Origin of the sequence: Kocuria coralli (assembly GCF_008831305.1) — a bacterium.
GTDB lineage: Bacteria > Actinomycetota > Actinomycetes > Actinomycetales > Micrococcaceae > Kocuria > Kocuria coralli.
Genome location: NZ_ML708620.1, coordinates 21239 through 46374, shown reverse-complemented (window position 1 = coordinate 46374; position 25136 = coordinate 21239). Strand labels below are relative to the sequence as shown.

Sequence of the window (25136 nt, the reverse complement as noted above, 5' to 3'; positions counted from 1 at the left end):
TGGGCGGGCATAGGATCGGCAGGCATGAACCGATCCACAGGAGCCCCCACTCCCCCGAACCCCGTCGTCGCCGCGCCTCATGGCCCCCGTGAGCCCTCCCGGATCGACGGGATCGCCGACCGGCACCTGGATCGCCTCCTGGCGCTGGACCCGTCCTGGGCCATCGAGCTGAACGCCCCGACCCACGGCTGGGGCTACGCCGACTACGGGCCCGACGGCGCCGGAGCCCGGCACCAGGCACTGATGCAGACCCTCCGGGAGCTCGACGGCGTCCCGCCCGCCGACGACGTCGACCGCGTCACCGAGCACGCCCTGCGCGAGCGGATCGGCGTGGCCGCCGAACTGCACGAGCAGGGGCTGAGCGGAACCCGGATCAACGGCATCTCCTCCCCCGTCCAGAAGATCCGGGAGGCCTTCGACAACCTCCCCAAGAACACCGAGGACGACTGGGAGGTGATCGTTCGGCAGCTGGCCGAACTGCCCGCGACCGTCGACGGGCTGATCCGGGGCATCCGCGCGCGCCAGGCGGACGGACCGGTCACCGCGGCCCCCCAGCTGATCCATGCCGCCGGACAGGCGGAGAGCTACGCCGCCGAGCACGGCTCCTTCATGGGGCTGACCCACCGCCCGACCGTGGCCCAGCTCCCCGCGACGATGCAGGAGCTCCTGCGCAGCGGCGTGCGCGAGGCCCGGAAGGCCTACACGGAGCTGGCCGGAGAGCTCCGCGAGATCGCAAGGACCGCGCCCGAGGACATGGCCGTCGGCATGGACGAGTACCGGCTGCGCCTGCGCGAGTACACGGGGGCCGGTCTCGATCCGGTCGAGAGCTTCGAGTGGGGCATCGACCAGCTGCGGGAGGTCGTGGACGAGATGGAGCAGACCGCGCGCGAGATCCTGCCGGAGCATGCGGGCCGGGACCGGATCGCCGCGGCCATGGCCGCCCTGGACGCCGATCCCTACCGGCAGCTGCACGGGAGGCACGAGCTGGTGGCCTGGATGCAAGGGGTCAGCCGGCACGCCATCGGCCAACTGGCCGGTACGCATTTCGAGATCACGGATCCGATGCGCAACCTCGAATGCCGGATCGCTCCCACCACCGACGGCGGGATCTACTACACGCCCCCGTCGGAGGACTTCGAACGCCCGGGACGGATGTGGTGGTCCGTCCCGGAGGGTACCGATGTCTTCCACACCTGGCGCGAGCGCACCACCGTCTACCACGAGGGCGTACCGGGGCATCACCTGCAGTTCGCGACCTCGGTCGCGGCCGCCGGTTCCCTGAACGCCTGGCGCCGGATCGCCCTGTGGGTCTCCGGCCACGGCGAGGGCTGGGCCCTGTACGCCGAGCGCCTCATGGCGCAATGGGGTTTCCTCGACGACCCCGGAGATCGGATGGGCATGCTCAACGCCCAGCGCATGCGGGCGGCACGAGTGGTCTTCGACATCGGGTTCCACTGCGGACTGCGCGTGCCCCGGGAGATCGGGCCTCTCCTGGGCGCCGCCCAGGGCGCGCACCGCTGGACCCCCGAAGCCGGCTGGGCCTTCCTCAAGGAGAACATCGTGATGGGCGAGGCGTCCCTGCGCTTCGAGTGGATGCGGTACATGGGCTGGCCGGGACAGGCCCCTTCCTATCAGCTGGGCCAGCGCGTCTGGGAGAACGCGCGCGACTCCTGGGCGGAGGCCGCCGGGCTCGGTTTCTCCCTGGCCGGGTTCCACCGCCACGCCCTGTCCTTGGGCTCGCTGGGGCTGGACACCCTCAACTACGCGCTGGACCTGATGCGGGATCCTGCCACGCATCCGACGCGGCGGCCTGGGCCGCCGTCGGCCGCCTCCTGATCCGCCGACGGCGGTATTGGCGATCACCCTCGCGTGCCGTAGCGTGAGATCAAGGTGTCCTGGATCACGTCCCGTCGAGGAGAGCGGGAGATCCGCGGGACCCGCGAGCCCCCGATAGCGCGGTGGCTCATCGGGAGAGCACGCAGCGGCAGCTGAGAGCCCATGAGACGAAGGAGTCCGACATGACGGTCTACGCACAACCCGGTCAGGCTGAATCACCCGTCAGCTTCAAGTCGCGGTACGAGCACTTCATCGGCGGCGCGTGGGTCGCCCCGGTCAAGGGCGAGTACTTCGAGGATGTTTCCCCCGTCAACGGCAAGCCGTTCACCGAGGTGGCCCGGGGGACCGCCGAGGACATCGAGGCGGCTCTGGACGCGGCGTGGGCGGCGGCGCCCACGTGGAATGCCTCGACCGTCACGGAGCGCGCGATCCTGTTGAACAAGATCGCCGACCGCATGGAGGAGAACCTCGAGACCCTGGCGGTCGCCGAGACCTGGGACAACGGCAAGCCGGTCCGCGAGTGCCTCGCGGCGGACATCCCCCTGGCCATCGACCACTTCCGCTATTTCGCCGGCGCCATCCGCGCTCAGGAGGGCCGACTCTCCCAGCTCGACGAGGACACCGTGGCCTACCACTTCCACGAGCCCCTCGGCGTGGTGGGCCAGATCATCCCCTGGAACTTCCCCATCCTCATGGGCGTCTGGAAGCTCGCCCCCGCGCTGGCGGCGGGCAACTGCGTCGTGCTCAAGCCGGCCGAGCAGACCCCGGCGTCGATCCTGGTGCTGATCGAACTGATCCAGGACCTCCTCCCCGACGGCGTGGTCAACGTGATCAACGGCTTCGGCGCCGAGGCCGGCAAGCCGCTGGCCGCCAACCCGCGGATCCGCAAGATCGCGTTCACCGGCGAGACCACCACGGGGCGGCTGATCATGCAGTACGCCTCCGAGAACATCATCCCCGTCACGCTCGAGCTGGGCGGCAAGTCACCGAACATCTTCTTCGACGACGTCGCCGCGCAGAAGGACGACTTCTACGACAAGGCCCTCGAGGGCTTCGCCCTGTTCGGCCTGAACCAGGGCGAGGTCTGCACCTGCCCGTCGCGCGCCCTGGTGCAGAAGGGCATGTACGACGAGTTCGTGGCGGCCGGCCTGGAACGGGTCGGCAAGATGGTCCAGGGCAACCCGTTGGACACCGCGACGATGGTGGGCGCCCAGGCCTCCACGGACCAGCTCGAGAAGATCCTGTCCTACCTGGACATCGGCAAGCAGGAGGGCGCGAAGGTGCTCACCGGCGGTGAGCGGCTGCAGCTCGACGGCGATCTGGCCGAGGGCTACTACGTGCAGCCCACGATCTTCGAGGGCACCAATTCGATGCGCATCTTCCAGGAGGAGATCTTCGGCCCGGTGCTGTCGCTGACGTCCTTCAGCGATTTCGACGAGGCGATCTCGATCGCCAACGACACCCTCTACGGTCTCGGCGCGGGCGTGTGGGCCCGTACCGGCAATACCGCCTACCGCGCCGGCCGGGCCATCCAGGCGGGCCGGGTGTGGGTGAACAACTACCACAGCTACCCCGCGCACGCCGCGTTCGGCGGCTACAAGTCCTCCGGGATCGGCCGCGAGAACCACCTGATGATGCTCGATCACTACCAGCAGACCAAGAACCTGCTGGTCTCCTACTCGAACAGCGAGCTGGGGTTGTTCTGATGCCGGAGGCCCCCAAGGCCACCGCGAACGTCGTCCTCGAGGCCACCGCCGGCCCCGAGGACGACGTGGTGCGGGTCGGCTACACGGCAGCGGCCGTCGACCTCCTGCGGGAGCTGTGGCACCGGCACGGCCCCCTCATGTTCCACCAGTCCGGCGGCTGCTGCGACGGCTCCGCCCCCATGTGCTTCGCCGCGGGGGAATTCCGCACCGGTACCGCCGACGTCCTGCTCGGCACCGCCGAGCTGACCGACGACGACGGCGCGGTCCTGGGCCCCCTGGAGCTGTGGATCTCCCGGGAGCAGTTCAAGGTCTGGAAGCACACCAGGCTGACCATCGACGCCGTCGCGGGAAGGGGCTCGGGCTTCTCCCTGGAGGCCCCGACCGGACGCAGGTTCCTGGTGCGCAGCGAACTCTGTGCAATCTGAGGCGCTTCCAGGTCGCATCGCATTGGATGGAAGTGGCAGATACCTGCCATCCGTCTAGGAGTTCCGCCGGCACGCACCGGCCGGGATATCGGAAGAGTGTGATCGCGATGTCAGAACAGACCATGAGCGCCGCCGTCGTCACCGCCTTCGGCGAGGACCTCGAGGTCGCCCGGGTCAGCGTGCCGCAGCCGGCCCCGGGGCAGGCTCTGGTCCGGCTCATCGCCTCGGGCATGTGCCACACGGACCTGCATGCGGCCCACGGCGACTGGCCCGTGAAGCCCACTCCGCCGTTCATCCCCGGCCACGAGGGCGTGGGCGAGGTGGTCGCCGTCGGCGACGGCGTGACGCGGGTGAAGACGGGCGACCTGGTCGGCAACGCCTGGTTGTGGAGCGCATGCGGCGAGTGCGAGTACTGCGAGACCGGCTGGGAGACCCTGTGCGAGCGCCAGTCCAACGGCGGCTACTCCGTGGACGGCTCCTTCGGGCAGTACATGCTCGTGGACGCCCGCTACTGCGCCCTGATCCCCGAGGGCTCCGACCCCTACGAGATCGCCCCGGTGCTGTGCGCGGGGGTCACGGTCTACAAGGGCCTCAAGGAGACCGAGGTGCGGCCGGGCCAGTGGGTGGTGATCTCCGGCGTGGGCGGCCTGGGACACGTCGCCGTGCAGTACGCGGTGGCGATGGGCATGCGCGTGGCAGCGGTGGACGTCGCCGACGACAAGCTCGAGCTCGCCAAGCGCCACGGCGCGGAAGTCGTGGTCAACGCCTTCGCCGCCGATCCCGCCGGGGCCGTCCAGGAGGCCACCGGCGGGGCGCACGGGGTGCTGGTCACGGCCGTGCACCCGGACGCCTTCGGACAGGCGATCGGCATGGCCCGCCGCGGCGGCACCATCGTGTTCAACGGACTGCCTCCGGGCGAGTTCCCCGCGCCGATCTTCGACGTCGTGCTCAAGCGCCTGACGATCCGCGGCTCGATCGTGGGCACCCGGCGGGACATGGAGGAGGCACTCGACTTCTACGCCCGGGGGCTGATCCACCCGACGTTCTCGAAGCAGCCGCTGGAGGACATCAACGCCGTGTTCGACGAGATGGTCCACGGCAAGATCGAGGGGCGCGTGGTCATCGAGTACTGACCGGGTCCCCGGCGCGGACCATCCTCAGGGGACGCGGTGGGTCCACCGCTCCGTGGCGAACTTGGAGCGCACGGCCTCCTGGGCTGCTTCGAGCTCCCCGGGCCGGTAGTCCCCTTCGTGCGAGCGGTAGGTGGACAGGAAGTACTCGCGGAAGGACTCGATGATCGCCTCGCGGGCCATACCCGTCTGGCTGCGCATGGGATCCACGCGTTTCTTGGCGCTCTTGATGCCCTTGTCGGAGAGTTTCTCGCGGCCGATGCGCAGCACCTGGAGCATCTTGTCGGCGTCGATGTCGTAGCTCATGGTCACGTGATGCAGCAGGGTCCCGTCCGCGAACCGTCGTTGCGCGGCTCCGCCGATCTTGCCCTGATCGGTCGTGATGTCGTTGAGCGGGACGTAGCGGGCCCTGACCCCGATCCGTTCCAGGGCGCCCAGGACCCATTCGTCCAGGAAGGCGTAGGCCCGCTCCGGGCTGAGCCCTTCGACCAGGCCCGCGGGAACCATGAGCGAGTAGGTCACGCAGTTGCCCGGTTCCATGAACATCGCCCCGCCGCCCGTGATGCGCCGTGTCACCCCGACGCCTTGCTCCCGGGCGGCTTCGAGGTCGACCTCGTTGCGCACCGACTGGTAGGAGCCGATCACCACCAGGGCGTCGTCCCAGTCCCAGAAGCGCAGCGTGGGACCGCGCCGCCCGGCCGCCATCTCGTGCGCCAGGACCTCGTCCAGCGCTACGTGCAGGGCGGGGTCCAGGGTCTTCATGGGGATCACCTCGACGTCGAGGTCGCTCCAGCTCTTGGCCGTGCCCACGGCGCGTCGCACGGCGATGCCCACGGCGTCGGCGTCGAAGCCGATCATCCTGACCTCGTCCGCCCGCGCCTCGAACCTGGCCTCGACGGCCCGGGCGATGCCCTCGGCGCTCATGGTGGCGGGCAGCCCCTCCAGCGCCGCGTTGAGATCCTCGAAGGCGTCGTCCGGCTCCAGGAAGAAGTCCCCGGAGACCACCACGTCCTTGAAGGTCGCCAGCTCCGCGGAGCCGCTGACCTCGAGGTCGACCACCACCAGCTTGCCGCCGCGGACCTTGTACTCACCGTGCATGAAGCCTCCTCATGGCTCGTTCCTCCGCCTCCGGCCGTCTCACCGCCCGGCCGGGGCGTCGTCGTCTAGAACTTCGGTCGAGGGGCCACGGCTGCCTTCCGTCGGGTCCACAGGAGTCTTACGATCGCGGTGGAGCCTATTCAGGAGGTTGTCATGAGCCCCGAGAACTCTCAGTCCGAAGACCGCAACGCACCGGAGCCGGAAGATCTTCCGTCGACCCTGCAGCGCTCGGATGCCAAGGCCCAGCGCACCTACGCCGAGGCCCTGTCCTCCGCGGAGGAGCAGTACGACGACGAGGCGCGTGCCCATCAGACCGCGTGGGCCGCCGTCAAAAGGACTCACGAAAAGGTGGGCGACCACTGGGAGCCCAAGGACGAGCCGGGCCCCTCGGACGAACGCTCCGAAGGCGAGGACACGCGCTCGGGCGAGACGGCCGGCGGCGTCGACGCCAACGCCTCGAAGGAACATCTCTACGAGATCGCCCAGCGCCTGGAGATCGAAGGACGCTCGGAGATGAGCAAGGACGAGCTGGTGACCGCCATCCGGAAGGCCAACGACCGCGAGTCCGCCCGGGCGCGCGAGGACTGAGCACCGGCGCCGGGCCCGCGAGCCGGAGTCCCGCGACCCCCGTACCCCTGCCCTACGCTGGGACCCATGCCGGAGAGTCCCCTCGTTCTGCTCGCCTCCCAGTCCCCCGCGCGGGCCAAGCTGCTGCGCGATTCGGGGATCGCGTTCACCCAGATGGCCTCGGACGTGGACGAGGACGCCGCCGTCGCCGCCTCCGGTGCGCAGGAGCCCGGTGAGATCGCGCTGCTGCTGGCCCGGGCGAAATGCGAGAGCATCGCCGCCCGGCCGGAGGCGCAAGGGCGCCTGGTCATCGGATGCGATTCCGTCTTCGCCTTCGACGGCGAGGTCCACGGCAAGCCCCTGACACCGGAACGCGCCACCGAGCGCATCAGCGCCATGCGGGGCAGCACCGGTCACCTGCATACCGGCCACTGGCTGATCGACACCCGGGACCCCGCGATGGGCGGCACGGGTTTCGCGGGCGGGCTCGAGGCGGGCGCGGACGTCACCTTCACGGCGATGTCGGATGCCGACGTCGCCGCCTACGTGGCCACCGGCGAACCCCTGTGGGTCGCAGGCTCCTTCACCCTGGACGGCTACGGGGCCGCCTTCATCGAGAGGGTGGACGGCGACCTGCACGCGGTGATCGGGCTCTCCGTCAACGGGCTGCGCCGGCTCGCGGCCGAAGCCGGCTTGGGGATCGCCCGGCTCTGGGAGGACCGCGGCTAGCCGCCCAGCACCGTGGGCGCCACCCGGACGATGATCACGACGCCCACGATGCCGATCACCCACGCCAGGGTGGTGGGCGTGGTGCACACCGCCCAGTCGCGGATCCTGGCCACGGGGCGGTCGATGCCGCCGCCCAGGGCGAAACGGGCCACGGCCAACAGCAGTGCCGGCAGGATCATGACGACGCAGTAGACCGCGAGGGCCAGCCCGGAGGCCCGGTACGGAAGACCGGACTGCGCCAGGCCTCCGATGGCCGCCAGGTAGGGCAGCATGGTGGCGACCTCGGCCACGCCCGCGGCGACGGCGAGCGCCACGAGACCCCGCCACGACCTGACGGCTCGCTCGGCCCTCGTGATCCATCGTTCGGTGGCGGCGTCGGGGTCGCCACCGCGCTTGCGGACCTCCTTCGGATCCATCCACCAGCTGAGCACCGTGAGGCCGATCCCGGCCGCCAGCAGCAGCACCGCTCCGGGGCGGCTGCCGAAGAAGGCGCCGAGCGGTTGCAGGGCCAGATCGACGCCGCTCAGCAGCACCAGGCCCAGGAGCCAGTAGAAGAACCCGATCGCCACCAGGTAGCCCGCCACGCGGACGGCCACCGACCGGGCTCCGGCGCGGCCGCCCGAGGAGGTGAACAGGAGCAGGACCAATGGCAGCACCAGCGTGCCCATGCTCGTGGAGTCGATCAGCGCCAGCAGCACGAGAGTGATGGCGTCCTGTGAGCTCAGGCCCTCGGCCAGGGAATGCAGCAGTTCCATGCTCCCAGCCTGCTTCCGGACGCGGTTCAGGACATCGGCGGTTGGTACCGTCCGGGGATGATCTCCGGGCACGGCCGCTCCCGTGGATCTCCCCCTCCGCCAGGCCGGTTCTCCTCCTTTCGGCGGAGATCCTGGAGCGGGACGACGGATATCGGCTCCGGGACCGCGCACGCCCCGGCCGGCCCCGCTAGATTCGGGGCATGAGAACGGTTCCCCGGTCCATGCCGGCCTCCAGCCTTCGCCCGCTGGACTTCCGCTCTGCTGCCCTGTACTGCGTGGGCATGGTGCTGGTCTGGCTGACCGGCTGGTCGATCGCCGAGGATCTGCAGCTTCCCGGCGAATACCCCCGTTCCCTGTCCCTGGTCCTGCTCATGCTGGCCTCCGCGGCGACGGTGTACCGGAAACGCCGTCCGGCCGTGGTCCTGGTGGTGACCGGCCTTTGCTCGACGGCGGCCATGCTGCTCACGGGCGAGTTCGGTGCCGTGTTCCTGCAGTTCGAGACCGTCTACACCGGTGTCCTGTACGGATCGCGCCGCCTGGCCCGCGGCACGACGTTCGTCTGCCTCGGGATCACGGGAGCCCTGGGCGCGGCGGCCCTGATACGGATCCAGGCCTCCCCGCTGTGGTTCGCGGCGTTGCTGCAGGCCACCGTCGTCCTGCTCCTCCCCTTGCTGTGGGCGTGGGAGGTGCGCCATCACCGGGACGCCAGGACCCAGGCGGAGATCGCGGCGGAGGCTCAGCACCAGCTGGCGATCCGCGAGCACGAGCTGGCCGAGGCGCGTACCGCGTTGCGCGTCCAGGAGCACAGCCGCCGCATCGCCCAGGACCTGCACGACGGCGTGGCGGGTCACCTCTCCGCCGTCGCCCTGCAGACCGCCGCGTTGCGGACCGACGGGATGCGCGACGCCTCGCCGGAGACCCGCGAGCGGGTCCTCGACTCCATCCGCACGGCCTCTGTGGCCGCCCTGGCGGAGATGCGCTCGCTCATCGACGTGCTGCGCCAGGACTTCCCCCAGGATCCCGGCCCCGGGGTCAGGGTGGACAGCCTTGAGGCGCGCCTGCGGGCCTCTTTCCCGCAGGCCCGCGTCCGGATCGACGCCGGGGCCCGGGAGCTGCTGGATGCCGCCTCGACCCCGTCCGCCCAGGCAGCCCTGCGGGTCGTCCAGGAGGCCACGACCAACGTGCTCAAACATGCAGCCGAGGGCCCCGTCGAGCTCGCACTCGGCATCGCGGGCTGCGACACGGGCGAGGAGCTCACGCTGCGGTGCACCTCCGCCATGGCACCGGCCGGGGCGGAGGCAGGCGGCGGGTTCCACGATGCCGGGCTGGGGCTTCGCTCGATGCGGCTGCGCACAGCGCAGGCCGGCGGCCGTTTCGCCGCGGGCCCGGACGACACCGGGAGCCGGTGGGTCGTGACGGCGAGCTGGCCCGAGCCCCGCTCGCACGATGCCGGGGCCGGCGCCGGCGCTCACCGGGCCGGGACATCCTCCGCTGGAAAGGACATCGCACCATGACCACCGTGCTGCTGGCCGACGACCACGCCGCGATCCGCGCCGGGGTGCGCATGATCCTGGAGACCGCACCCCGTCCCGTCGAAGTGGTCGAAGAGGCCGGCACCGCCGAGCGGGCCCTGGAGCTGGCCCGGCGGCTGCATCCCGACGTCGTCCTCCTGGACATCCGGATGCCGGGGGTCAGCGGTCTCAGCGTAATCGGTGCCCTCCGGCGAACCGGAGCGGCGGTGATCATGCTGACCTCCTTCGCCTGGGACGAATACGTCCTGGCGGCCCTGGAGGCCGGGGCCGACGGATTCCTGGTCAAATCCGCGGCGCCCCACGAGATCGTCGACGCCGTGCACCGCGTCGTCTCGGGAGATGCCGTGCTGTCCCCCGAGGTCCTGCGCGCGGTCATCGACCGTGCGGTGGCACGGCCACCGTCCCCCGCCGCTCTCGAGGACGGCCCGCCGCCGGAGCGGTCCCGGGCGGCGGCCGAAGCGGCGCCCGGAGAGCCTCCGGAGCTGCCCGCGGAGGCGCTGACCCGCCGCGAGGAGGACGTGCTGCGCCTGCTGGCCGAGGGGCACTCGAATCAGCAGATCGCCCATCGCCTGGTGGTGGCGGAGTCCACCGTCAAGACCCATGTCTCCCATGTGCTGACCAAGCTCGGGGTCGCCTCCCGGGTTCAGGCCGCGCTGTGGTGGGGCCGCCACGGCCGCGGCACGTGACTTTGTGGGAGTCCTACAGCAGATTACGGAAGACCGTGTGGTCGAATGGTCGGTGACGTGCGCCGAGGGCCCCGAGGCAATACAGTGCTGTGGTTCAGCCTGGCGCACATCCGAAGCGGATGAGGAGATCGATCACGTGACCGGAGCCCCCGAGGCACCCAACGCCACTTCTAACCCCACTTCGACTCGAACGGTTCGTCCCCTGTCGAAGGTACTGGTAGCCAACCGCGGCGAGATCGCGGTGCGGATCATTCGTGCTGCCCGAGACGAGGGCATCACCTCGGTCGCCGTGTACGCCGATCCCGACCGCGATGCCCTGCACGTCCGCATGGCGGACGAGGCCTACGGCTTGGGCGGCACGACGGCGGCCGACTCGTACCTGATGATCGACAAGATCCTGGACGCCGCGGCCCGCTCCGGCGCCGACGCCATCCATCCCGGCTACGGCTTCCTGTCCGAGAACGCGGATTTCGCGGCCGCCGTGATCAATGCCGGACTCACCTGGATCGGCCCTCCCCCGCACGCCATCGCCTCCCTGGGAGACAAGGTCGCAGCCCGCCGGATCGCGGAGAAGGTGGATGCCCCGCGGGTGCCCGGGACCTCCGAGCCCGTGCAGTCCGCCGACGAAGTCTTGGCCTTCGCCGACGAGCACGGTCTTCCCATCGCCATCAAGGCCGCCTTCGGCGGCGGCGGCCGCGGCATCAAGGTGGTCCGCGAGCGCGAAACCATCGCGGAGCTCTACGAGTCGGCGGTGCGCGAGGCCATCGCGGCCTTCGGCCGGGGCGAGTGCTTCGTCGAACGGTTCCTGGACTCACCGCGTCACGTGGAGACCCAGTGCCTCGCGGACGCCTACGGCAACGTGGCCGTGATCTCCACGCGCGACTGCTCGCTGCAGCGGCGCAACCAGAAGCTCGTCGAGGAGGCTCCGGCTCCGTTCCTGACGGACGAGCAGACGGAGCGCCTGTACGAATCCTCCAAGGCGATCCTCCGGGAGGCCGGTTACCAGGGCGCGGGAACGTGCGAGTTCCTGGTGGGCACCGACGGGACTATCTCCTTCCTGGAGGTCAACACCCGCCTGCAGGTCGAGCACCCGGTCTCCGAAGAGGTCACCGGCCTCGACCTGGTCCGCGAGCAGTTCCGGCTGGCCCGCGGCGAGGAGCTCGGTTACGAGGACCCCGAGGTCCGCGGGCACTCGATCGAGTTCCGCATCAACGGCGAGGATCCCGGCCGGAACTTCATGCCGGCCCCGGGCACCCTGTCCGCTCTCCGCCTGCCCACGGGCCCGGGCGTCCGCGTGGACTCCGGCGTGGAGGCGGGCGAGACCGTCTCCGGCAACTTCGACTCCATGGTCGCCAAGCTCATCATCACCGGCCGCGACCGCGAGCAGGCGCTGGCGCGCTCCCGGCGCGCGCTCGAGGAGCTCACGATCGAGGGGATGGCCACCGTGGTCCCGTTCGATCGCGTGGTGGTCTCGGACCCCGCCTTCGCACCCGAGGACGGCGAGCCCTTCCGCGTGCACACCCGGTGGATCGAGACCGAGTTCGACAATCAGATCCCGCCGTTCGCGGGAACGCCGGAATCCTCCGGGGAGCCGGAGGAACGGCGCAGCGTCGTCGTGGAGGTCTCCGGCAAGCGGCTGGAGGTCGTGCTGCCCGCCTCCGTGCTGGGCTCCACCAAGTCCTCCGGCAACGGCAGCAAGCCGCGCCGCGAGCGCTCCGGCCGCAGCGGGACGACCAAGCCGACCGGCAACGACCTGACCTCGCCCATGCAGGGCACCATCGTCAAGCTCGAGGTCGAGAACGGGGACACGGTCGAGGAAGGGCACACCATCGTGGTCATCGAGGCCATGAAGATGGAACAGCCCCTCAAGGCGCACAAGGCCGGCAAGGTCTCGGGCCTGGACTTCGCCCCCGGCGACACCGTCTCTGCCGGCGCGGTCCTGGCCACGATCTCCTGAGGCGCCCGGGGCCGTCCGAGCCAGGACGGGCCCCGGGATCCGGCCCCACCCGACGGCGGGCGCAGCTGCGACGAGCTGCGCCCGCCGTCGTCGTCCCCGCCGCGCCCCGGTCCACATAGTGACCGAATAATGAGACGAGTATCCCGGGATGTGGAACTGGGTGTAACCTCCCGGTGATGTTTTGCGCGAGCAACCGGGCTGTTCCCAGCCCGTAGCTCCCGCAGCCCCCCTCGTTTCACCCAAAGGAATCCCATGTCCACCAGCGTCGATCGGTCCGGTGATCCGGATCCGGTGATCACCGATCCCATCGGTACCGCCAAGTCCCTGCGTAACCGCGTACGAGCGGCCTCCTTGGTGGGCACCACCATCGAGTTCTACGACTTCTACGTCTACGCCACCGCAGCCGTGGCCGTCTTCCCCGCCCTGTTCTTCACCGGTGAGAACGAGACCGCCAAGCTGCTGGCCTCCATGGCCACCTTCGGCGCGGCCTTCGTCGCCCGGCCGATCGGCTCCGTGCTCTTCGGCCACTTCGGCGACCGGGTGGGCCGCAAGGCCACCCTGATCGGCGCCCTGCTCACGATGGGCATCGCCACCTTCCTGATCGGCCTGCTGCCCACCTACTACGCGATCGGCATCTGGGCACCCCTGATCCTGACCATCCTGCGGTTCTGCCAGGGCCTCGGCCTCGGCGGCGAGTGGTCCGGCGCCTCCCTGCTGGCCACCGAGTACGCCGAGGAGGGCAAGCGCGCCCGGGCCGCGATGTGGCCTCAGCTGGGTGCACCGTTCGGCTTCATCCTGGCCAACGGCTTCTTCCTGCTGCTGACCGTGATCATGGGCTTCACCGCCCTGGACGACAGCGGGGCCAGCCACTCGTTCCTGGTCTGGGGCTGGCGCATCCCGTTCCTGGCCTCGGCCATCATGGTGGCCGTCGGCCTCTACGTCCGGTTCTCCCTCGAGGAGACCCCGGTCTTCAAGAAGGCCGTCGAGCGCAGTGAGCCCGTGAAGTCCCCGGTGACCGAGGTGTTCAAGACCTCGTGGCTGCAGATCATCCAGGGCACCTTCATCATGCTGGCCACCTACGTGCTCTTCTACCTGATGACCGCGTGGATCCTGTCCTACGGGATCGGCTCGGCCAGCGTGGGCGGCCTGGGCATCCCCTACCGCGACTTCCTGGTCATCCAGCTCATCGCCGTGCTCCTGTTCGCCGGCACCGTCCCGGTCTCCGGCTGGCTGGCCGACAAGTACGGCCGCCGGTCCTCCCTGCTCGTGGTCACCGCCCTGATCGCGGTCTTCGGCCTGCTCTTCGGCTGGTTCATCGCCCCCGAGAACCTGGGGACCGGTGCGGACCTCAACCTGGTCCGCCTGGTGTTCTTCCTGGCCATCGGCATGGCGCTCATGGGCCTGACCTTCGGCTCCATGTCCGCCGTGCTGCCCGAGTTGTTCCCCACCAACGTCCGCTACACGGGCTCGGGCATCGCCTACAACATGGCCTCGATCCTCGGGGCCGCGCTGACTCCCTACGTCGCGGTATGGCTCAACGCCTCCTTCGGCGTCGGCGCGGTGGGCGTGTACCTCTCGATCGCCGCCGTGATCACCTTCGCGGCACTGTGGCTCTCCCCGGAGACCCGCCACGTCAACATGGTCGAGGTCGGCAGGAACTGACCCTCTCCTTCTCTTCCTTCTCTGCCGAGTAGTGAGTTGAGCCGCCCATCAGTACTGATGGGCGGCTCAACTCACTACTCGGCGAGATTTTCTCAGCGCACGGGTCAGTTCTGGAGATGGTGCAGCCGGCGCGCCGCCTCGGAGATCGAACCCGACAGGGACGGGTAGACCGTGAACGTGTCCGAGAAGTCGTCCACGGTCAGTCCCTTCGAAACGGCCACGGAGATCGCGAAGATGAGCTCGGAGGCCCGGGGCCCGACCACCACGCCGCCCAGGATCGTGCCGGGGCCCTTGCGGGCGAACAGCTTCACGAAGCCGTCCTCGACCGCCATCATCTTGGCGCGCGCGTTGGTGGACAGGTCCAGCTTGACGATGTCGGCGGAATAGGTGCCGTCGGCGATCGCCCGCTCCGAGATGCCCACGGTGGCGATCTCGGGGGAGGTGAAGATATTGGAGGCCACCACGGAGGTCCGCAGGGGCTGGACCGCGTCGCCCAGCGCGTGCGCCATGGCGATGCGCCCCTGCATGGCCGCGACGGAGGCCAGCGGCAGCACGCCCGTGCAGTCGCCGGCGGCATAGATGCTGGGCACCGTGGTGCGCGAGACGCGGTCGACGGCGATGTGCCCGGAGTTCTCGAGCTGGACCCCGACCTCTTCCAGGCCGATGGCCTTCGAGTTCGGGATGGATCCCACCGCCAGCAGGCAGTGCGAGGCGGCGATCTTGCGCCCGTCGGTCAGCGTGACCACGACGCCGTCTTCCGTACGCTCGACCGAGCCGGCACGCGAGCGCGAGACCACGGACAGGCCCCGGCGCTCGAAGACGTTCTCCAGCACGTCCGCGGCATCCGCGTCCTCCCCCGGCAGGACCTGGTCCCGCGAGGAGACCAGCGTGACCTTGGCCCCCAGGCCGTTGTAGGCCGAGGCGAACTCGGCGCCGGTGACGCCCGAGCCCACGACCACCAGGTGGTCGGGGATCTCCTCGATGTTGTAGACCTGCGTCCAGGTCAGGATGCGCTCGCCGTCGGGCTGGGCGTCGGGCAGCGTGCGGGGGTGCGCGCCCACGGAGACCAGGATGGCGTCCGCGGCGAGGTCGTACTCCATGCCGTCCTCGGCCTCGACGTGCACCGTGTTAGGGCCGGCGATGCTGCCGGTGCCGTCCACCACCTGCACGCCCTCCTTCTCCAGGCCGCGCCGGATGTCACGGGACTGGGTGGCGGCAAGACGCAGCAGACGGGTGTTGATGGTCTGCAGATCGGCGGCCAGGCCCTCGACCTCCGCGCCGTCGTGCGGGCCGCCGACCAGATGCACCCCGAGGTCGTGGACCTCACGGAACCGGTGAATGGTGTCCGCCGAGGCGATCAGGGTCTTGGAGGGGACCACGTCGGTCAGCACGGCGGCACCACCGACGCCCTGGCGTTCGATCAGGGTGACGTCGGCACCGAGGCCGCGGGCATGGAGGGCTGCCTCGTACCCGCCGGGGCCGCCCCCGACGATGACGATCTTCTTGTGCTGGGAATCGGTGATTGAACTCACTCAGACATTGTGTCAAAAAAACGAGGAGGCCGGCCCTGCCCCTCCCATGGGCGCCGAAAGCGTGACGAACCGCACCGGAACCGGGGCGCGAACCGGGATCGTACCGAAGAAAACTTGAAACTTTACGTTCGTCTCGCCAAGGTTGAGAGGTCCAATCGCAAACAGATGGGAAATTCATGGCTTCCTCCGAAAGACCGCCGTCCCCCGCGGAGAACTCGGCGACAAGCTCCACCGAGACTCTCACGGACTCTCGTGACGACAATCTGGAAAACACCACGACCGAAGACAGCGGAAGCACCACGCTGTCCCAGGATGATCTCGCGGTACCGCAGTCGGCCCAGATCAAGGCCGATGACACGGATGAGCAGATCACTGCCAAGCTGCGCGAACAGGGTGTGCGCATCGGCAAGTTCGGCATCGCCCCGCGGGTCTTCTGGCCCGCCCTGATCGTGATTCTCGCGGTCGGCATCATCGGCGTCGCCGCTCCCGACTTCACCGGGCAGGTCTTCCAGACCACCCAGAACTGGATCGTGTCCAACCTGGGCTGGTACTACATGCTGATCATCGGAGGCTTCGTGGCCTTCGCGATCGTGCTCGGGTTCTCCCGCATGGGCAAGATCCGCCTGGGGCGCGACGACGAGAAACCCGAATTCGGTGTTCTCTCCTGGTTCGCGATGCTCTTCGCCGCCGGCATGGGCATCGGCCTGGTCTTCTACGGCGTGGGCGAGCCGCTCACCTACGCGACCGTGGGCCCCAAGCCCGGATGGGAAGGCAGCGAGGCCGAGATCCAGGGCCTCGCCATGGCGCAGACCTTCATTCACTGGGGCCTGCACCCGTGGGCCATCTACGCCGTCATCGGTCTGGCCCTGGCTTACGCCATCCACCGGCGTGGCCGTCCGGTCTCGATCCGCTGGGCGCTCGAGCCGCTGTTCGGCGACCGGGTCAAGGGATGGATCGGCGACGTCATCGACGTCCTGGCCATCTTCGGCACCGTCTTCGGCGTCGCGACCTCCCTGGGCCTGGGCGTTCAGCAGATCTCCGCCGGCATGGCCGCCATGGGCATCGTGGACAGCGTGGACAACATGCTGCTGGTGATCCTGATCGTCGTGATCACCTTCCTGGCCACCCTGTCCGTGGTCAGCGGCCTCGGCGCGGGCATCAAATGGCTGTCGAACATCAACCTGTCCATGGCGGGACTGCTGCTGATCGCCGTCCTGCTCCTGGGCCCCACGGTCTTCCTGCTGCAGAACTTCGTCGAGTCGATCGGCGTCTACCTGGCGAACCTGATGCAGATGACCTTCGACGTCGGCGCCTACCAGCGCGGTGAAGGGGCATCCAGCTGGTTCACCAGCTGGACGATCTTCTACTGGGGCTGGTGGATCGCCTGGTCCCCCTTCGTGGGCGTGTTCATCGCCCGCATCTCCAAGGGCCGCACCATCCGCCAGTTCATCGCGGGCGTTCTGCTGGTGCCCACGATCGTGGGCTTCCTCTGGTTCTCGATCATGGGCGGCTCCGGGCTGTTCCGTCAGTTCGCCGGACAGGGCGACCTGGTGGTCGACGGCGAGCTGTCGGTCGAGGCCGCTCTGTTCCAGGTTCTGGAGGGGCTGCCCCTCGGAACGATCCTCTCGGTGGTCGCGATCATCCTGGTGGCGATCTTCTTCATCACCTCGTCCGACTCGGGCTCGCTCGTGGTGGACATGCTGGCCTCCGGCGGTCACCCGAACCCGCCGACCTGGTCGCGTGTCCTGTGGGCGCTGCTGGAGGGTTTCCTGGCCGTCGGCCTGCTGCTGGCAGGTGGCCTGGAGGCGCTTCAGGCCGGCTCGCTGATCACGGCGCTGCCGTTCAGCGTGATCCTGCTGCTCATGTGCGTCTCGACCGTCCGAGCCCTCGCGGCCGAGACCATAGCCCGTGATCGCGCGCTGCGGGCCGCGGAGATGAACCGGCTGCGTGACTACGTGACCGGGGACATCGCGGAGAACCTCGACGAGTTCCAGGAACTGGAGTCCTACGTGGACCGCCGCATCGACTACCGCATCGAACGGACCCGCAGCGGCTTCGCCCGCTCGACCGCCGCACGAGGGCAAGGCAAGCACGCCGAGTAGCCAGTGCCCCTGGCCGGCTCTCGCGTTCACACCGCGGACAGTGCGCCGCAGCAGCGGGGGCCTGCACCCCACGACGCCGGGCCCGCCTGGTGGCCGTCTTCTGAGGGAAGATGACCATCAACGGGCCCGGCGTCGTCCGCACCCTCTTCCCGGACTCCGGCGCGGTGCCCGCAATGCAACGTCACGACCATACGAACGCAAATATCGTGGGGCAGGATCGAACCCGGTCCCCCGCGAACCGGCCGGAACCAGCCGGAACCAGCCGATGAACCTCCCCTAGGAGTCGAATGCACCCCCTGTCCGTCCAAGCCGAGGGCACTACCCGTCAGCTCGATCCCGGACGGCCGTGGACGGTCGGCTCCTCTCCGTACGCCGATATCCGCGTGAGCTCGGCCGCGGTCCAGGAGATCCACCTGATCCTGCGCTGGAGCGGCGGCTGCTGGACGGCCGAGGACCGCGGAACGCCAACGGGCACCGCGATGAACGGTTACCTGCTGATGGCCCACATGGCCGCGATCGTCGACGGCCGCACCGTGCTGACCCTGGCTCCGCACACGGGCGCCCCGGCCGAGATGATCCTCACGGAGGCACCTGCCGCGGCCGCCCCGTCGCTGCCGGAACCGGTGGAGCCGGAAGCACAACAACCGCCCGCGCCCGCCGGACACGAGACGGAAGCTGCCGCCGACTACGGTCACGTTCCGGGAGAGGCCCTCCCCTCCAGCGCGGAACCCACCGTCGCAGCGGTGCCCATGCGCGGCTGGTCGCAGGAGGACGACCAGCAGGGCGAGGGCACCCGGGACGACGACGGCCCGCCCACCTCCCAGGACTCATCCGGCAAGCCGGTGGACCTGTCCGCCCCGGTGGTCGAGGACCAGCAGCGCTGCTGGGTCAACCGCCCGGACCACGCCGAGGTCCTGCCCGCCCTGCCCAGCCCGGAGGACGAGCGATCCGGGATGCGGCTGTCCCCCGCCTTCCGCGCCGCGAATGCCGGCGGTTCGATCGTGGTGGGCCGCGACGCCTCCTCGGACGTCCTGATCGACGGCCTCCTGGTCTCGCGCAAGCACGCCCGGATCACCCGGACACCCGAGGGCGCGACCATCACCGACCTCGGCTCGACCAACGGCACCTGGGTGGACGGCCGGCGGATCTCCGGCACGGTCGCCTTGAAGCCGGGGGCCCAGGTGGTGATCGGCGGCGTGCCGTTCCGCCAGACCGCCAACGGCCTCTCCGAGCTGATCCGCGCCGAGGGCAACATGTCCATCGTGGTGCGGGACCTGACCTTCTCCGTCCCCGACCGCATCAACCCCAAGATGAAGCGCACCCTGGTCGACGACGTCTCGCTGCAGATCCCGGACCGTGCGCTCATCGCCGTGATCGGCCCCTCCGGTGCGGGGAAGTCCACGTTCCTGAACTGCCTCCTGGGCGACATCAACCCCGACCGCGGACGCATCGAGTACCACGGCCTGGACATGGCCCAGTTCGGTCCCGCGCTGTCCTCCCAGATCGGCATGGTCCCCCAGGAGGACGTCCTGCACCGGGATCTCACCGCCGAGCAGGTCCTGGAGGCCACCGCGGCCCTCCGGCTCCCGGAGGACGTGGACAAGAAGGGGCGCAGGACCCGGGTCAGCGCCGTCATCGAGTCCCTGGGGCTCACCGAGCACGCCCGCACTCCCGTCAAGCAGCTCTCGGGCGGCCAGCGCAAGCGCGTCTCCACGGCCATGGAGCTGCTCACGGGCCCGCGCTACCTGTTCCTGGACGAGCCCACCTCCGGGCTGGACCCGGACATGGACTACGAGGTCATGGACCTGCTGCGCCGGATGGCCCACGGCGAGGTCGGCGGACGCGAGGGCTCCACCGTCGTCGTGATCACCCACTCCACCGCCAACCTGGACCTGGCCGACAAGGTCCTGGTCCTGGCCCCCGGCGGTTCGGTGGCCTACTTCGGCGATCCCGACGGGATGATGCCGTACTTCGACCGGTCGCAGGACCTGGGGCCGCAGGTCCGGGAGGTCTACAAAGGGCTCAAGGAGGACCCCGACGCCGCCGCCGCGGCCTTCCGCGCCGAGACCTCCCAGGAGGCCCACGATCAGGTCACGGCGCATACGCCGTCGTCGGCACCCCATCAGGGGGCGCGCCGCGGCATCTTCCAGCTGGGGGTGCTGCTGCGCCGGCAGCTGCAGCTCATGCGCACGGACCTGACCTCCGCTCTCGTGACCACGTTCATCGCCCCGGCCCTGCTGTCCCTGCTGGTGCTGGTCGTACCGGGCGAGCACGGCCTGACCTACCCGGAGTCCACCGACTCGGAGATCAACCAGCCGCAGATCGTGCTCATCGTGATCCTGCTGGCCGCCGTGGCGATCGGGCTCTTCCCCGCCTGCCGGACGTTCCTGGACGAGAAACGCATCTTCCTGCGCGAGACCAGGACGGGGCTCGGCGTCTGGCCGTACGTCGGGGCCAAGACCCTGGTGACCATCGTGACCTCGCTGATCCAGTCGGCCATCCTGGTGTTCATGGTCCTGTTCCTGGTCCCCCACGACCAGTTCGCCTCCTGGGGGCCCATGTGGCTGGAGCTGTGGATCGTGACCTTCCTGCTGATCATGACCTCCTGGCTCCTGGGGTTCCTGGTCTCGGCCCTGGTCGGCCGCTCGGACGTCGCCATGAACACCGCCTCGCTGCTGGTCGTGGTGCAGCTGATCTTCTGCGGGGGGCTGTTCGCCATGGAGGGCGCCCCCGACGGCGTCTCCAAGGCGGTGCCCACCCGCTGGGCCTACGCCGCCATGGCCCAGTCCGCCGACCTGAACGAGATCGTGCGCACCGCCGCGGTGACGCTGCCCCAGGAGGAGTCCAACGAAGCAGCCCAGGAGAGCCACGACGAGGCGGTGGCCTCGGCCGAGGAGGCCGGTGCCCCCGCGCCAGCACCCCTCGAGCTCCCGGAGATCGACACCTCCGGCGCCGTCCTGGACTCCATGTGGAAGCAGGGCACGCTCAACTGGTGGGGTTCGACCGGCATCACCATGGGCTTCGGCGTGGTGTTCCTGCTGCTCTCGGTGTTCTCGATCCGGCGGGTCAAGAAGCGCAAGCGCTAGCCGCAGGACCGCCCGCCGCCTTAGGCGGAGCCTGGGCGAGGTGGCAGGATGGACGACGACGGCGGTGACCTGCCGTCGTCGTCGCCGGTCCTTCCGCGACCGGCGACGATCCGTGTACTCCCCCGCCGCGCAGATCCCGTGCCGGCGTGGTCCGAACCAGGAGGCCTCAGCCGTGGTGGCAGCTATCGATTCCGCAGATCCCTTCGTCGTGGCGCAGGAGGCCGCGCAGGCGCTGCGAGAGCGGACGGGGCTACAGGTCCACGACATCGCCCTGACGCTCGGCTCCGGATGGGGCGGTGCCGCCGACCTCCTGGGCGAGACGGTGGCCGAGATCCCGGCCAGCGAGATCCCCGGCTTCTCCAAGCCGGCGCTCGAGGGGCACGTGGGGACCCTGCGCTCGATCAGGCTGGCCGCCTCCGACGAGGACGGCGCCCCTCGCCATGCTCTGGTCATCGGCGCCAGGACGCACTTCTACGAGGGCCGCGGAGTCCGCGCGGTGGTCCACGGCGTCCGCACGGCTGCCGCCGCGGGCGCCAGGACCATGGTGCTGACCAACGGGTGCGGCGGGCTGAACCCCGGCTGGGCGGCGGGCACCCCGGTGCTGATCTCCGACCACATCAACCTCACGGCCACCTCGCCCCTTGAGGGCGCCACGTTCGTGGACCTGACCGACCTGTACTCCCACCGGCTGCGGGAGCTGGCCCGCTCCGTCGACCCGTCCCTGGACGAAGGCGTCTACGCGCAGTTCACGGGCCCTCACTACGAGACGCCCGCGGAGGTCCGTATGGCGGGTGTGCTCGGCGCCGACCTGGTCGGCATGTCCACCGCGCTGGAGGCCATCGCGGCCCGTCAGGCCGGCATGGAGGTCCTCGGCATCTCCCTGGTGACCAATCTCGCCGCGGGCATCCAGGAGACCCCGCTCTCGCACGAGGAGGTGCTGGAGGCCGGCCAGGCCGCCGGCCCGCGCATCGCCAGACTCCTCGCGGAGATCATCCGGAGGATGCGGTAAGGACCGCAGGATCTAGATGCCGGAGCCGGCCGCCGGGCCGGGGTCGGGTTCCCCGGAAGGCGCCGGCTGCCGCACCATGACGAACACCCGCCCGTCACGGACATCGACGACGTGGGTGACCAGGCGGTACTGCGGGCTGGACAGACAGCGGCCGGTCACCAGGGAGTAGACCTCTTTGTACAAGGGCGCGGCGATCGTGGGCTCCCCGCCCTTGGAGCCCACGATCCCTCGGGCGATGGTGCACGACCCGGTCCGCGGATCCCGGTGGTCGACGGCGTAGACGACGTCGCCGGGGAGCCGGACCAGTGCGATCTGGACGCCGTCCACCCGCGCGGCCGCCGCCGTCACGGGTTCCAGGTCCTCGAGGGAGCACACCTCCACGGAGCGGCCGGTCACCGGCAGGTCACCCGTCCGGCCGGAGGACGGTTCAAGGCTCCCGTCCCGTTCCTCCCCGACGCCGGCGCCTGAATCGAGCTCCGCCTCGGCTGCGGTCATGGCATCCTCCCGGGATCAGTCTGCGTGGTCACTGCTCGCAACACTGTGGGCGCTGCGTATTGCCGATGCTCGACTCCCGGATTTCGGGACGGGGACGATCACCTCACATCGGCCGGCGCACCGGGTAGCACCTTGCAACAGATACGCAACAGAGGGGAAAGCCTCGAGCAATCGCTGATTCCTAGTCTGGGAACGCCCGGTCGACCCCGTGGTGCCAGGAGGTAGTTCCCGTGTCCCGTTCGCCTTTTTCGCCCAGCCATCCCCAGCGCATAGCCGTCGTCGGCGGTGGTCCGGCGGCCCATCGTTTCGCCGAGGCCGTCCTCTCCGGCGACGACCACCATGCGGTGGTCGAGGTCTTCGCCGACGAGCCCCATGTCCCCTACGACAGGGTGCAGCTGTCCAAGGCCCTCTCCGCGGAGGTGGACCTGACCCTGGGCGCATCGGTCTGGGACGATCCGCGCGTCACGCTGCGCACCGGGTGCAAGGTGCGTGAGATCGACCCGGACGGGCGGACGCTGCTCACGGAGGCCGGGGAGACGTTCTCATGGGACGAGCTCGTCCTGGCCACCGGGTCGGATGCCGCCCGGCTGAGCATCCCCGGGGCGCAGCGGGCCTTCGTCTACAGGACGCTGGAGGACGTCGCCGCGATCCGTGCCGAGGTCACCCGTCTGCGCGAGAAACTGGGCCGCACTCCCCTGGCGGCGGTGGTCGGCGGCGGCCTGCTGGGCCTGGAAGCCGCTGGAGGACTGCAAGAGCTGGGTGCGGAGTCCGCGGTGGTGCACTCGCGCCAGTGGCTCATGAACGCCCAGCTCGATCAGGGTGCCGGGCGCGCCCTGAACGCCTTGATCTCGCAACGCGGTATCCGCCTGCACATGGGGCAGCGTCCTTCCGGGATCAAGCTGGACAAGAAAAGCAACGAGGTCTGCGCCGTCGAATTCGGCGACTCCCCGGATCTCGCCGCCGACATGGTGGTGGTGTCCACCGGCATCCGCGCACGGGACCGGCTGGCCTTCAACTGCGGGATCACCACCGCTGCCCGCGGAGGCATCGTCATCGACGACGCCTGCCGCACCTCCGCCGAGCACGTCTGGGCCATCGGCGAGGTCGCCAACTTCGACAGCCAGTGCGTCGGCCTGGTCGCCCCGGCCAATGCGATGGCGGAGATCGTGGCGGACCGCCTGGCGGGCGGAGCATCGAGCTTCGACGGATTCGACACCGCCACCAAGCTCAAGCTCTCCGGGGTGGACGTGGCTTCGTTCGGGGACGCGTACGGTGAGGCCGAGGGCTGCCTGGAGATCGTCTACGCCGATCCCGCCCGCGGCCTGTACCAGAAGATCGTGACCACCGCGGACGCCAAGACCCTGCTCGGTGGTGTCTTCGTGGGAGACGCCACCCCCTATCAGTCCTTGCGGCCGCTGCTGGACCGCGAGCTCCCGGGGGAACCCGGCCTCTACCTCTCCGCAGCCGGCGGGGAGGCTCCGGACTCCGAGCTCCCCGACGACGCCGAACTGTGCTCTTGCAACGGCGTCAGCTTCGGGGACGTCAGGGAGGCCGTCTCGTGCAACGTGCATGAGATCTCCGAGCTCAAGACCTGCACCCGTGCGGGGACCCAGTGCGGATCCTGCATCCCGATGCTCAAGAAGACCCTGGACCGGGAACTGGCCAAAGCCGGCGTCGAGGTCTCGAACGCACTGTGCGAGCACTTCGAGCTATCGCGCGCGGAGCTCTTCGAAGCCGTCCGGGCACTGGAGCTCACCTCCTGGGACACGATCCTGGAACGTTTCGGCACGGGGCTGGGCTGCGACATCTGCAAACCAGCCGTCGCCTCCATCCTGGCCTCCCAGCGCGACGAATACGTCCTGGACCCCGGCCGCGGCGGCCTCCAGGACACCAACGATCGTGCCCTGGCGAACATGCAGCGCAACGGCACCTATTCGGTGGTCCCTCGCATGCCGGGTGGTGAGATCACCCCGGAGAAGCTGATCGTGATCGGTGAGGTGGCCAAGAAGCACGGGCTCTACACCAAGCTCACGGGGGCGCTGCGCATCACGATGCTCGGCGCCCGCCTGGAGCAGCTGCCGGAGATCTGGAAGGAGCTGGTCGAGGCCGGATTCGAGTCCGGCCAGGCCTACGGCAAGGCGCTGCGCAACGTGAAGTCCTGCCTGGGCTCGACATGGTGCCGGTACGGCGTGCTGGACTCGGTGGGCATGGGCATCCAGCTGGAACTGCGCTACCGCGGCCTGCGTTCCCCGCACAAGTTCAAGATGGGCGTCTCGGGGTGCGCCCGCGAGTGCGCTGAGGCCCGCGCCAAAGACGTCGGCGTGATCGCCACCTCCGACGGCTGGAACCTGTACGTCGGAGGCAACGGCGGAGCCACGCCGGCGCACGGCGAGCTGCTGGCCCAGGGCCTCGACGACGAGACGCTGATCTCCTACATCGACCGCTACCTCATGTACTACATCCGCACGGCCGACCGGCTCCAGCGCACCGCGCGCTGGCAGGAGGAGCTGGACGGGAAGATCGAGCATGTCAAGAACGTCGTCGTGAAGGACTCCCTGGGCATCGCGGCCGACCTCGAGGAGGCCATGGCCCGGCACATCGGCAGCTACGAGGACGAATGGGCCGCGACCCTCAAGGACCCCGAGCGCCTGGCCCGGTTCCGGACCTTCGTCAACGACGTCGAGACCGACGACTCCATCCGGTGGGTGGCCGAACGCGACCAGCACCGCCCCGCCACCCCCGAGGAGATCGAGGCGGGGCTCGGCGTCCCGGATCCGGTCATGGTGGCCGGCACATCGCTTCCGGTCGGGCCTCCAGCGAAGGTCTGAG

At 69.6% G+C, this 25136-nt stretch carries 18 protein-coding genes; 14 read left to right on the top strand and 4 right to left on the bottom strand.

Annotated features, from left to right (window positions below):
• Window positions 1-24: 24 nt before the first annotated feature.
• The 4 genes from FCK90_RS10145 to adhP all read left to right on the top strand — a co-directional run bounded on the left by FCK90_RS10145 (window position 25) and on the right by adhP (window position 5100).
• On the top strand, window positions 25-1836 hold the full coding sequence (locus tag FCK90_RS10145; RefSeq protein ID WP_158034196.1) for a DUF885 domain-containing protein: 1812 nt from the start codon (window positions 25-27) through the stop codon (window positions 1834-1836).
• Window positions 1837-2018: 182 nt separating this feature from the next.
• Complete coding sequence (exaC, locus tag FCK90_RS10140; protein WP_158034195.1) at window positions 2019-3542, top strand: acetaldehyde dehydrogenase ExaC; 1524 nt, start codon at window positions 2019-2021, stop codon at window positions 3540-3542.
• On the top strand, window positions 3542-3967 hold the full coding sequence (locus tag FCK90_RS10135; protein ID WP_158034194.1) for a DUF779 domain-containing protein: 426 nt from the start codon (window positions 3542-3544) through the stop codon (window positions 3965-3967). Before exaC ends, FCK90_RS10135 begins: the two co-directional genes overlap by 1 nt.
• Before the next feature lie 107 nt (window positions 3968-4074).
• Window positions 4075-5100 carry an alcohol dehydrogenase AdhP gene (gene adhP / locus FCK90_RS10130; RefSeq protein ID WP_158034193.1) on the top strand — a complete coding sequence of 342 codons (1026 nt, stop codon included), beginning with the start codon at window positions 4075-4077 and terminating at the stop codon, window positions 5098-5100.
• A gap of 24 nt (window positions 5101-5124) precedes the next feature.
• On the opposite strand, the gene lplAB is transcribed toward adhP, so the two are convergent.
• Window positions 5125-6195, bottom strand: a complete 1071-nt coding sequence (gene lplAB / locus FCK90_RS10125) for a lipoate-protein ligase LplAB (RefSeq protein WP_158034192.1) — start codon at window positions 6193-6195, stop codon at window positions 5125-5127.
• 153 nt (window positions 6196-6348) lie between these two features.
• Between lplAB and FCK90_RS10120 the strand changes: the two genes are divergently transcribed.
• Window positions 6349-6783, top strand: coding sequence for a ChaB family protein (locus FCK90_RS10120; RefSeq protein ID WP_158034191.1), 435 nt, complete (start codon window positions 6349-6351; stop codon window positions 6781-6783).
• Between the two features lie 66 nt (window positions 6784-6849).
• Entirely contained in the window at window positions 6850-7491 is a 642-nt protein-coding gene (locus FCK90_RS10115; RefSeq protein WP_158034190.1) for a Maf family protein, read from the top strand.
• Here the strand turns inward: FCK90_RS10115 and FCK90_RS10110 are convergent.
• Complete coding sequence (locus tag FCK90_RS10110; RefSeq protein WP_158034189.1) at window positions 7488-8246, bottom strand: GAP family protein; 759 nt, start codon at window positions 8244-8246, stop codon at window positions 7488-7490. The genes FCK90_RS10115 and FCK90_RS10110 overlap by 4 nt on opposite strands.
• A gap of 200 nt (window positions 8247-8446) precedes the next feature.
• Here FCK90_RS10110 and FCK90_RS15880 point away from each other — a divergent pair, with 200 nt between their 5' ends.
• The 4 genes from FCK90_RS15880 to FCK90_RS10090 all read left to right on the top strand — a co-directional run bounded on the left by FCK90_RS15880 (window position 8447) and on the right by FCK90_RS10090 (window position 14083).
• Window positions 8447-9760 carry a sensor histidine kinase gene (locus FCK90_RS15880; RefSeq protein WP_158034188.1) on the top strand — a complete coding sequence of 438 codons (1314 nt, stop codon included), beginning with the start codon at window positions 8447-8449 and terminating at the stop codon, window positions 9758-9760.
• Window positions 9757-10464: a response regulator gene (locus tag FCK90_RS10100; RefSeq protein WP_158034187.1), complete on the top strand. Its 708-nt coding sequence runs from the start codon at window positions 9757-9759 to the stop codon at window positions 10462-10464. The genes FCK90_RS15880 and FCK90_RS10100 overlap by 4 nt, the downstream gene beginning before the upstream one ends.
• 136 nt (window positions 10465-10600) lie before the next feature.
• Window positions 10601-12421, top strand: a complete 1821-nt coding sequence (locus FCK90_RS10095) for an acetyl/propionyl/methylcrotonyl-CoA carboxylase subunit alpha (RefSeq protein ID WP_158034186.1) — start codon at window positions 10601-10603, stop codon at window positions 12419-12421.
• A 252-nt stretch (window positions 12422-12673) separates the two neighbouring features.
• Entirely contained in the window at window positions 12674-14083 is a 1410-nt protein-coding gene (locus FCK90_RS10090; protein ID WP_158034185.1) for an MFS transporter, read from the top strand.
• A gap of 104 nt (window positions 14084-14187) precedes the next feature.
• On the opposite strand, the gene FCK90_RS10085 is transcribed toward FCK90_RS10090, so the two are convergent.
• On the bottom strand, window positions 14188-15615 hold the full coding sequence (locus FCK90_RS10085; protein WP_158034184.1) for an NAD(P)H-quinone dehydrogenase: 1428 nt from the start codon (window positions 15613-15615) through the stop codon (window positions 14188-14190).
• 176 nt (window positions 15616-15791) lie between these two features.
• On the opposite strand from FCK90_RS10085, the gene FCK90_RS10080 reads away from it, so the two are divergent.
• From FCK90_RS10080 to FCK90_RS10070, 3 genes are all read left to right on the top strand, one after another.
• A complete protein-coding gene (locus FCK90_RS10080) occupies window positions 15792-17717 on the top strand; it encodes a BCCT family transporter (protein WP_158034183.1) in 1926 nt (641 codons plus the stop codon).
• A gap of 287 nt (window positions 17718-18004) precedes the next feature.
• Window positions 18005-20803 carry an ATP-binding cassette domain-containing protein gene (locus FCK90_RS10075; RefSeq protein ID WP_158034182.1) on the top strand — a complete coding sequence of 933 codons (2799 nt, stop codon included), beginning with the start codon at window positions 18005-18007 and terminating at the stop codon, window positions 20801-20803.
• Window positions 20804-20978: 175 nt separating this feature from the next.
• The gene (locus FCK90_RS10070; protein WP_158034262.1) at window positions 20979-21812 is read left to right on the top strand and encodes a purine-nucleoside phosphorylase; all 834 of its coding nucleotides are present in this window, start codon (window positions 20979-20981) and stop codon (window positions 21810-21812) included.
• Window positions 21813-21824: 12 nt separating this feature from the next.
• Here FCK90_RS10070 and nirD read toward each other — a convergent pair whose 3' ends face one another.
• Window positions 21825-22307 (bottom strand): nitrite reductase small subunit NirD, encoded by a 483-nt coding sequence (nirD, locus tag FCK90_RS10065; protein WP_158034181.1) that lies wholly within the window; start codon window positions 22305-22307, stop codon window positions 21825-21827.
• Between the two features lie 230 nt (window positions 22308-22537).
• On the opposite strand from nirD, the gene nirB reads away from it, so the two are divergent.
• Window positions 22538-25135, top strand: coding sequence for a nitrite reductase large subunit NirB (gene nirB, locus FCK90_RS10060; RefSeq protein ID WP_158034180.1), 2598 nt, complete (start codon window positions 22538-22540; stop codon window positions 25133-25135).
• Window position 25136: the final 1 nt, after the last annotated feature.

Bases quoted from the DNA above. Each gene is read 5' to 3' on its own strand.
- adhP (WP_158034193.1), top strand. From the start codon at position 4,075: ATGTCAGAACAGACCATGAGCGCCGCCGTCGTCACCGCCTTCGGCGAG.
- FCK90_RS10145 (WP_158034196.1), top strand. From the start codon at position 25: ATGAACCGATCCACAGGAGCCCCCACTCCCCCGAACCCCGTCGTCGCC.
- FCK90_RS10100 (WP_158034187.1), top strand. From the start codon at position 9,757: ATGACCACCGTGCTGCTGGCCGACGACCACGCCGCGATCCGCGCCGGG.
- exaC (WP_158034195.1), top strand. From the start codon at position 2,019: ATGACGGTCTACGCACAACCCGGTCAGGCTGAATCACCCGTCAGCTTC.
- FCK90_RS10090 (WP_158034185.1), top strand. From the start codon at position 12,674: ATGTCCACCAGCGTCGATCGGTCCGGTGATCCGGATCCGGTGATCACC.
- FCK90_RS10135 (WP_158034194.1), top strand. From the start codon at position 3,542: ATGCCGGAGGCCCCCAAGGCCACCGCGAACGTCGTCCTCGAGGCCACC.
- FCK90_RS10110 (WP_158034189.1), bottom strand. From the start codon at position 8,246: ATGGAACTGCTGCATTCCCTGGCCGAGGGCCTGAGCTCACAGGACGCC.
- FCK90_RS10080 (WP_158034183.1), top strand. From the start codon at position 15,792: ATGGCTTCCTCCGAAAGACCGCCGTCCCCCGCGGAGAACTCGGCGACA.
- FCK90_RS10120 (WP_158034191.1), top strand. From the start codon at position 6,349: ATGAGCCCCGAGAACTCTCAGTCCGAAGACCGCAACGCACCGGAGCCG.
- FCK90_RS10075 (WP_158034182.1), top strand. From the start codon at position 18,005: ATGCACCCCCTGTCCGTCCAAGCCGAGGGCACTACCCGTCAGCTCGAT.
- lplAB (WP_158034192.1), bottom strand. From the start codon at position 6,195: ATGCACGGTGAGTACAAGGTCCGCGGCGGCAAGCTGGTGGTGGTCGAC.
- FCK90_RS15880 (WP_158034188.1), top strand. From the start codon at position 8,447: ATGAGAACGGTTCCCCGGTCCATGCCGGCCTCCAGCCTTCGCCCGCTG.
- nirD (WP_158034181.1), bottom strand. From the start codon at position 22,307: ATGACCGCAGCCGAGGCGGAGCTCGATTCAGGCGCCGGCGTCGGGGAG.
- FCK90_RS10115 (WP_158034190.1), top strand. From the start codon at position 6,850: ATGCCGGAGAGTCCCCTCGTTCTGCTCGCCTCCCAGTCCCCCGCGCGG.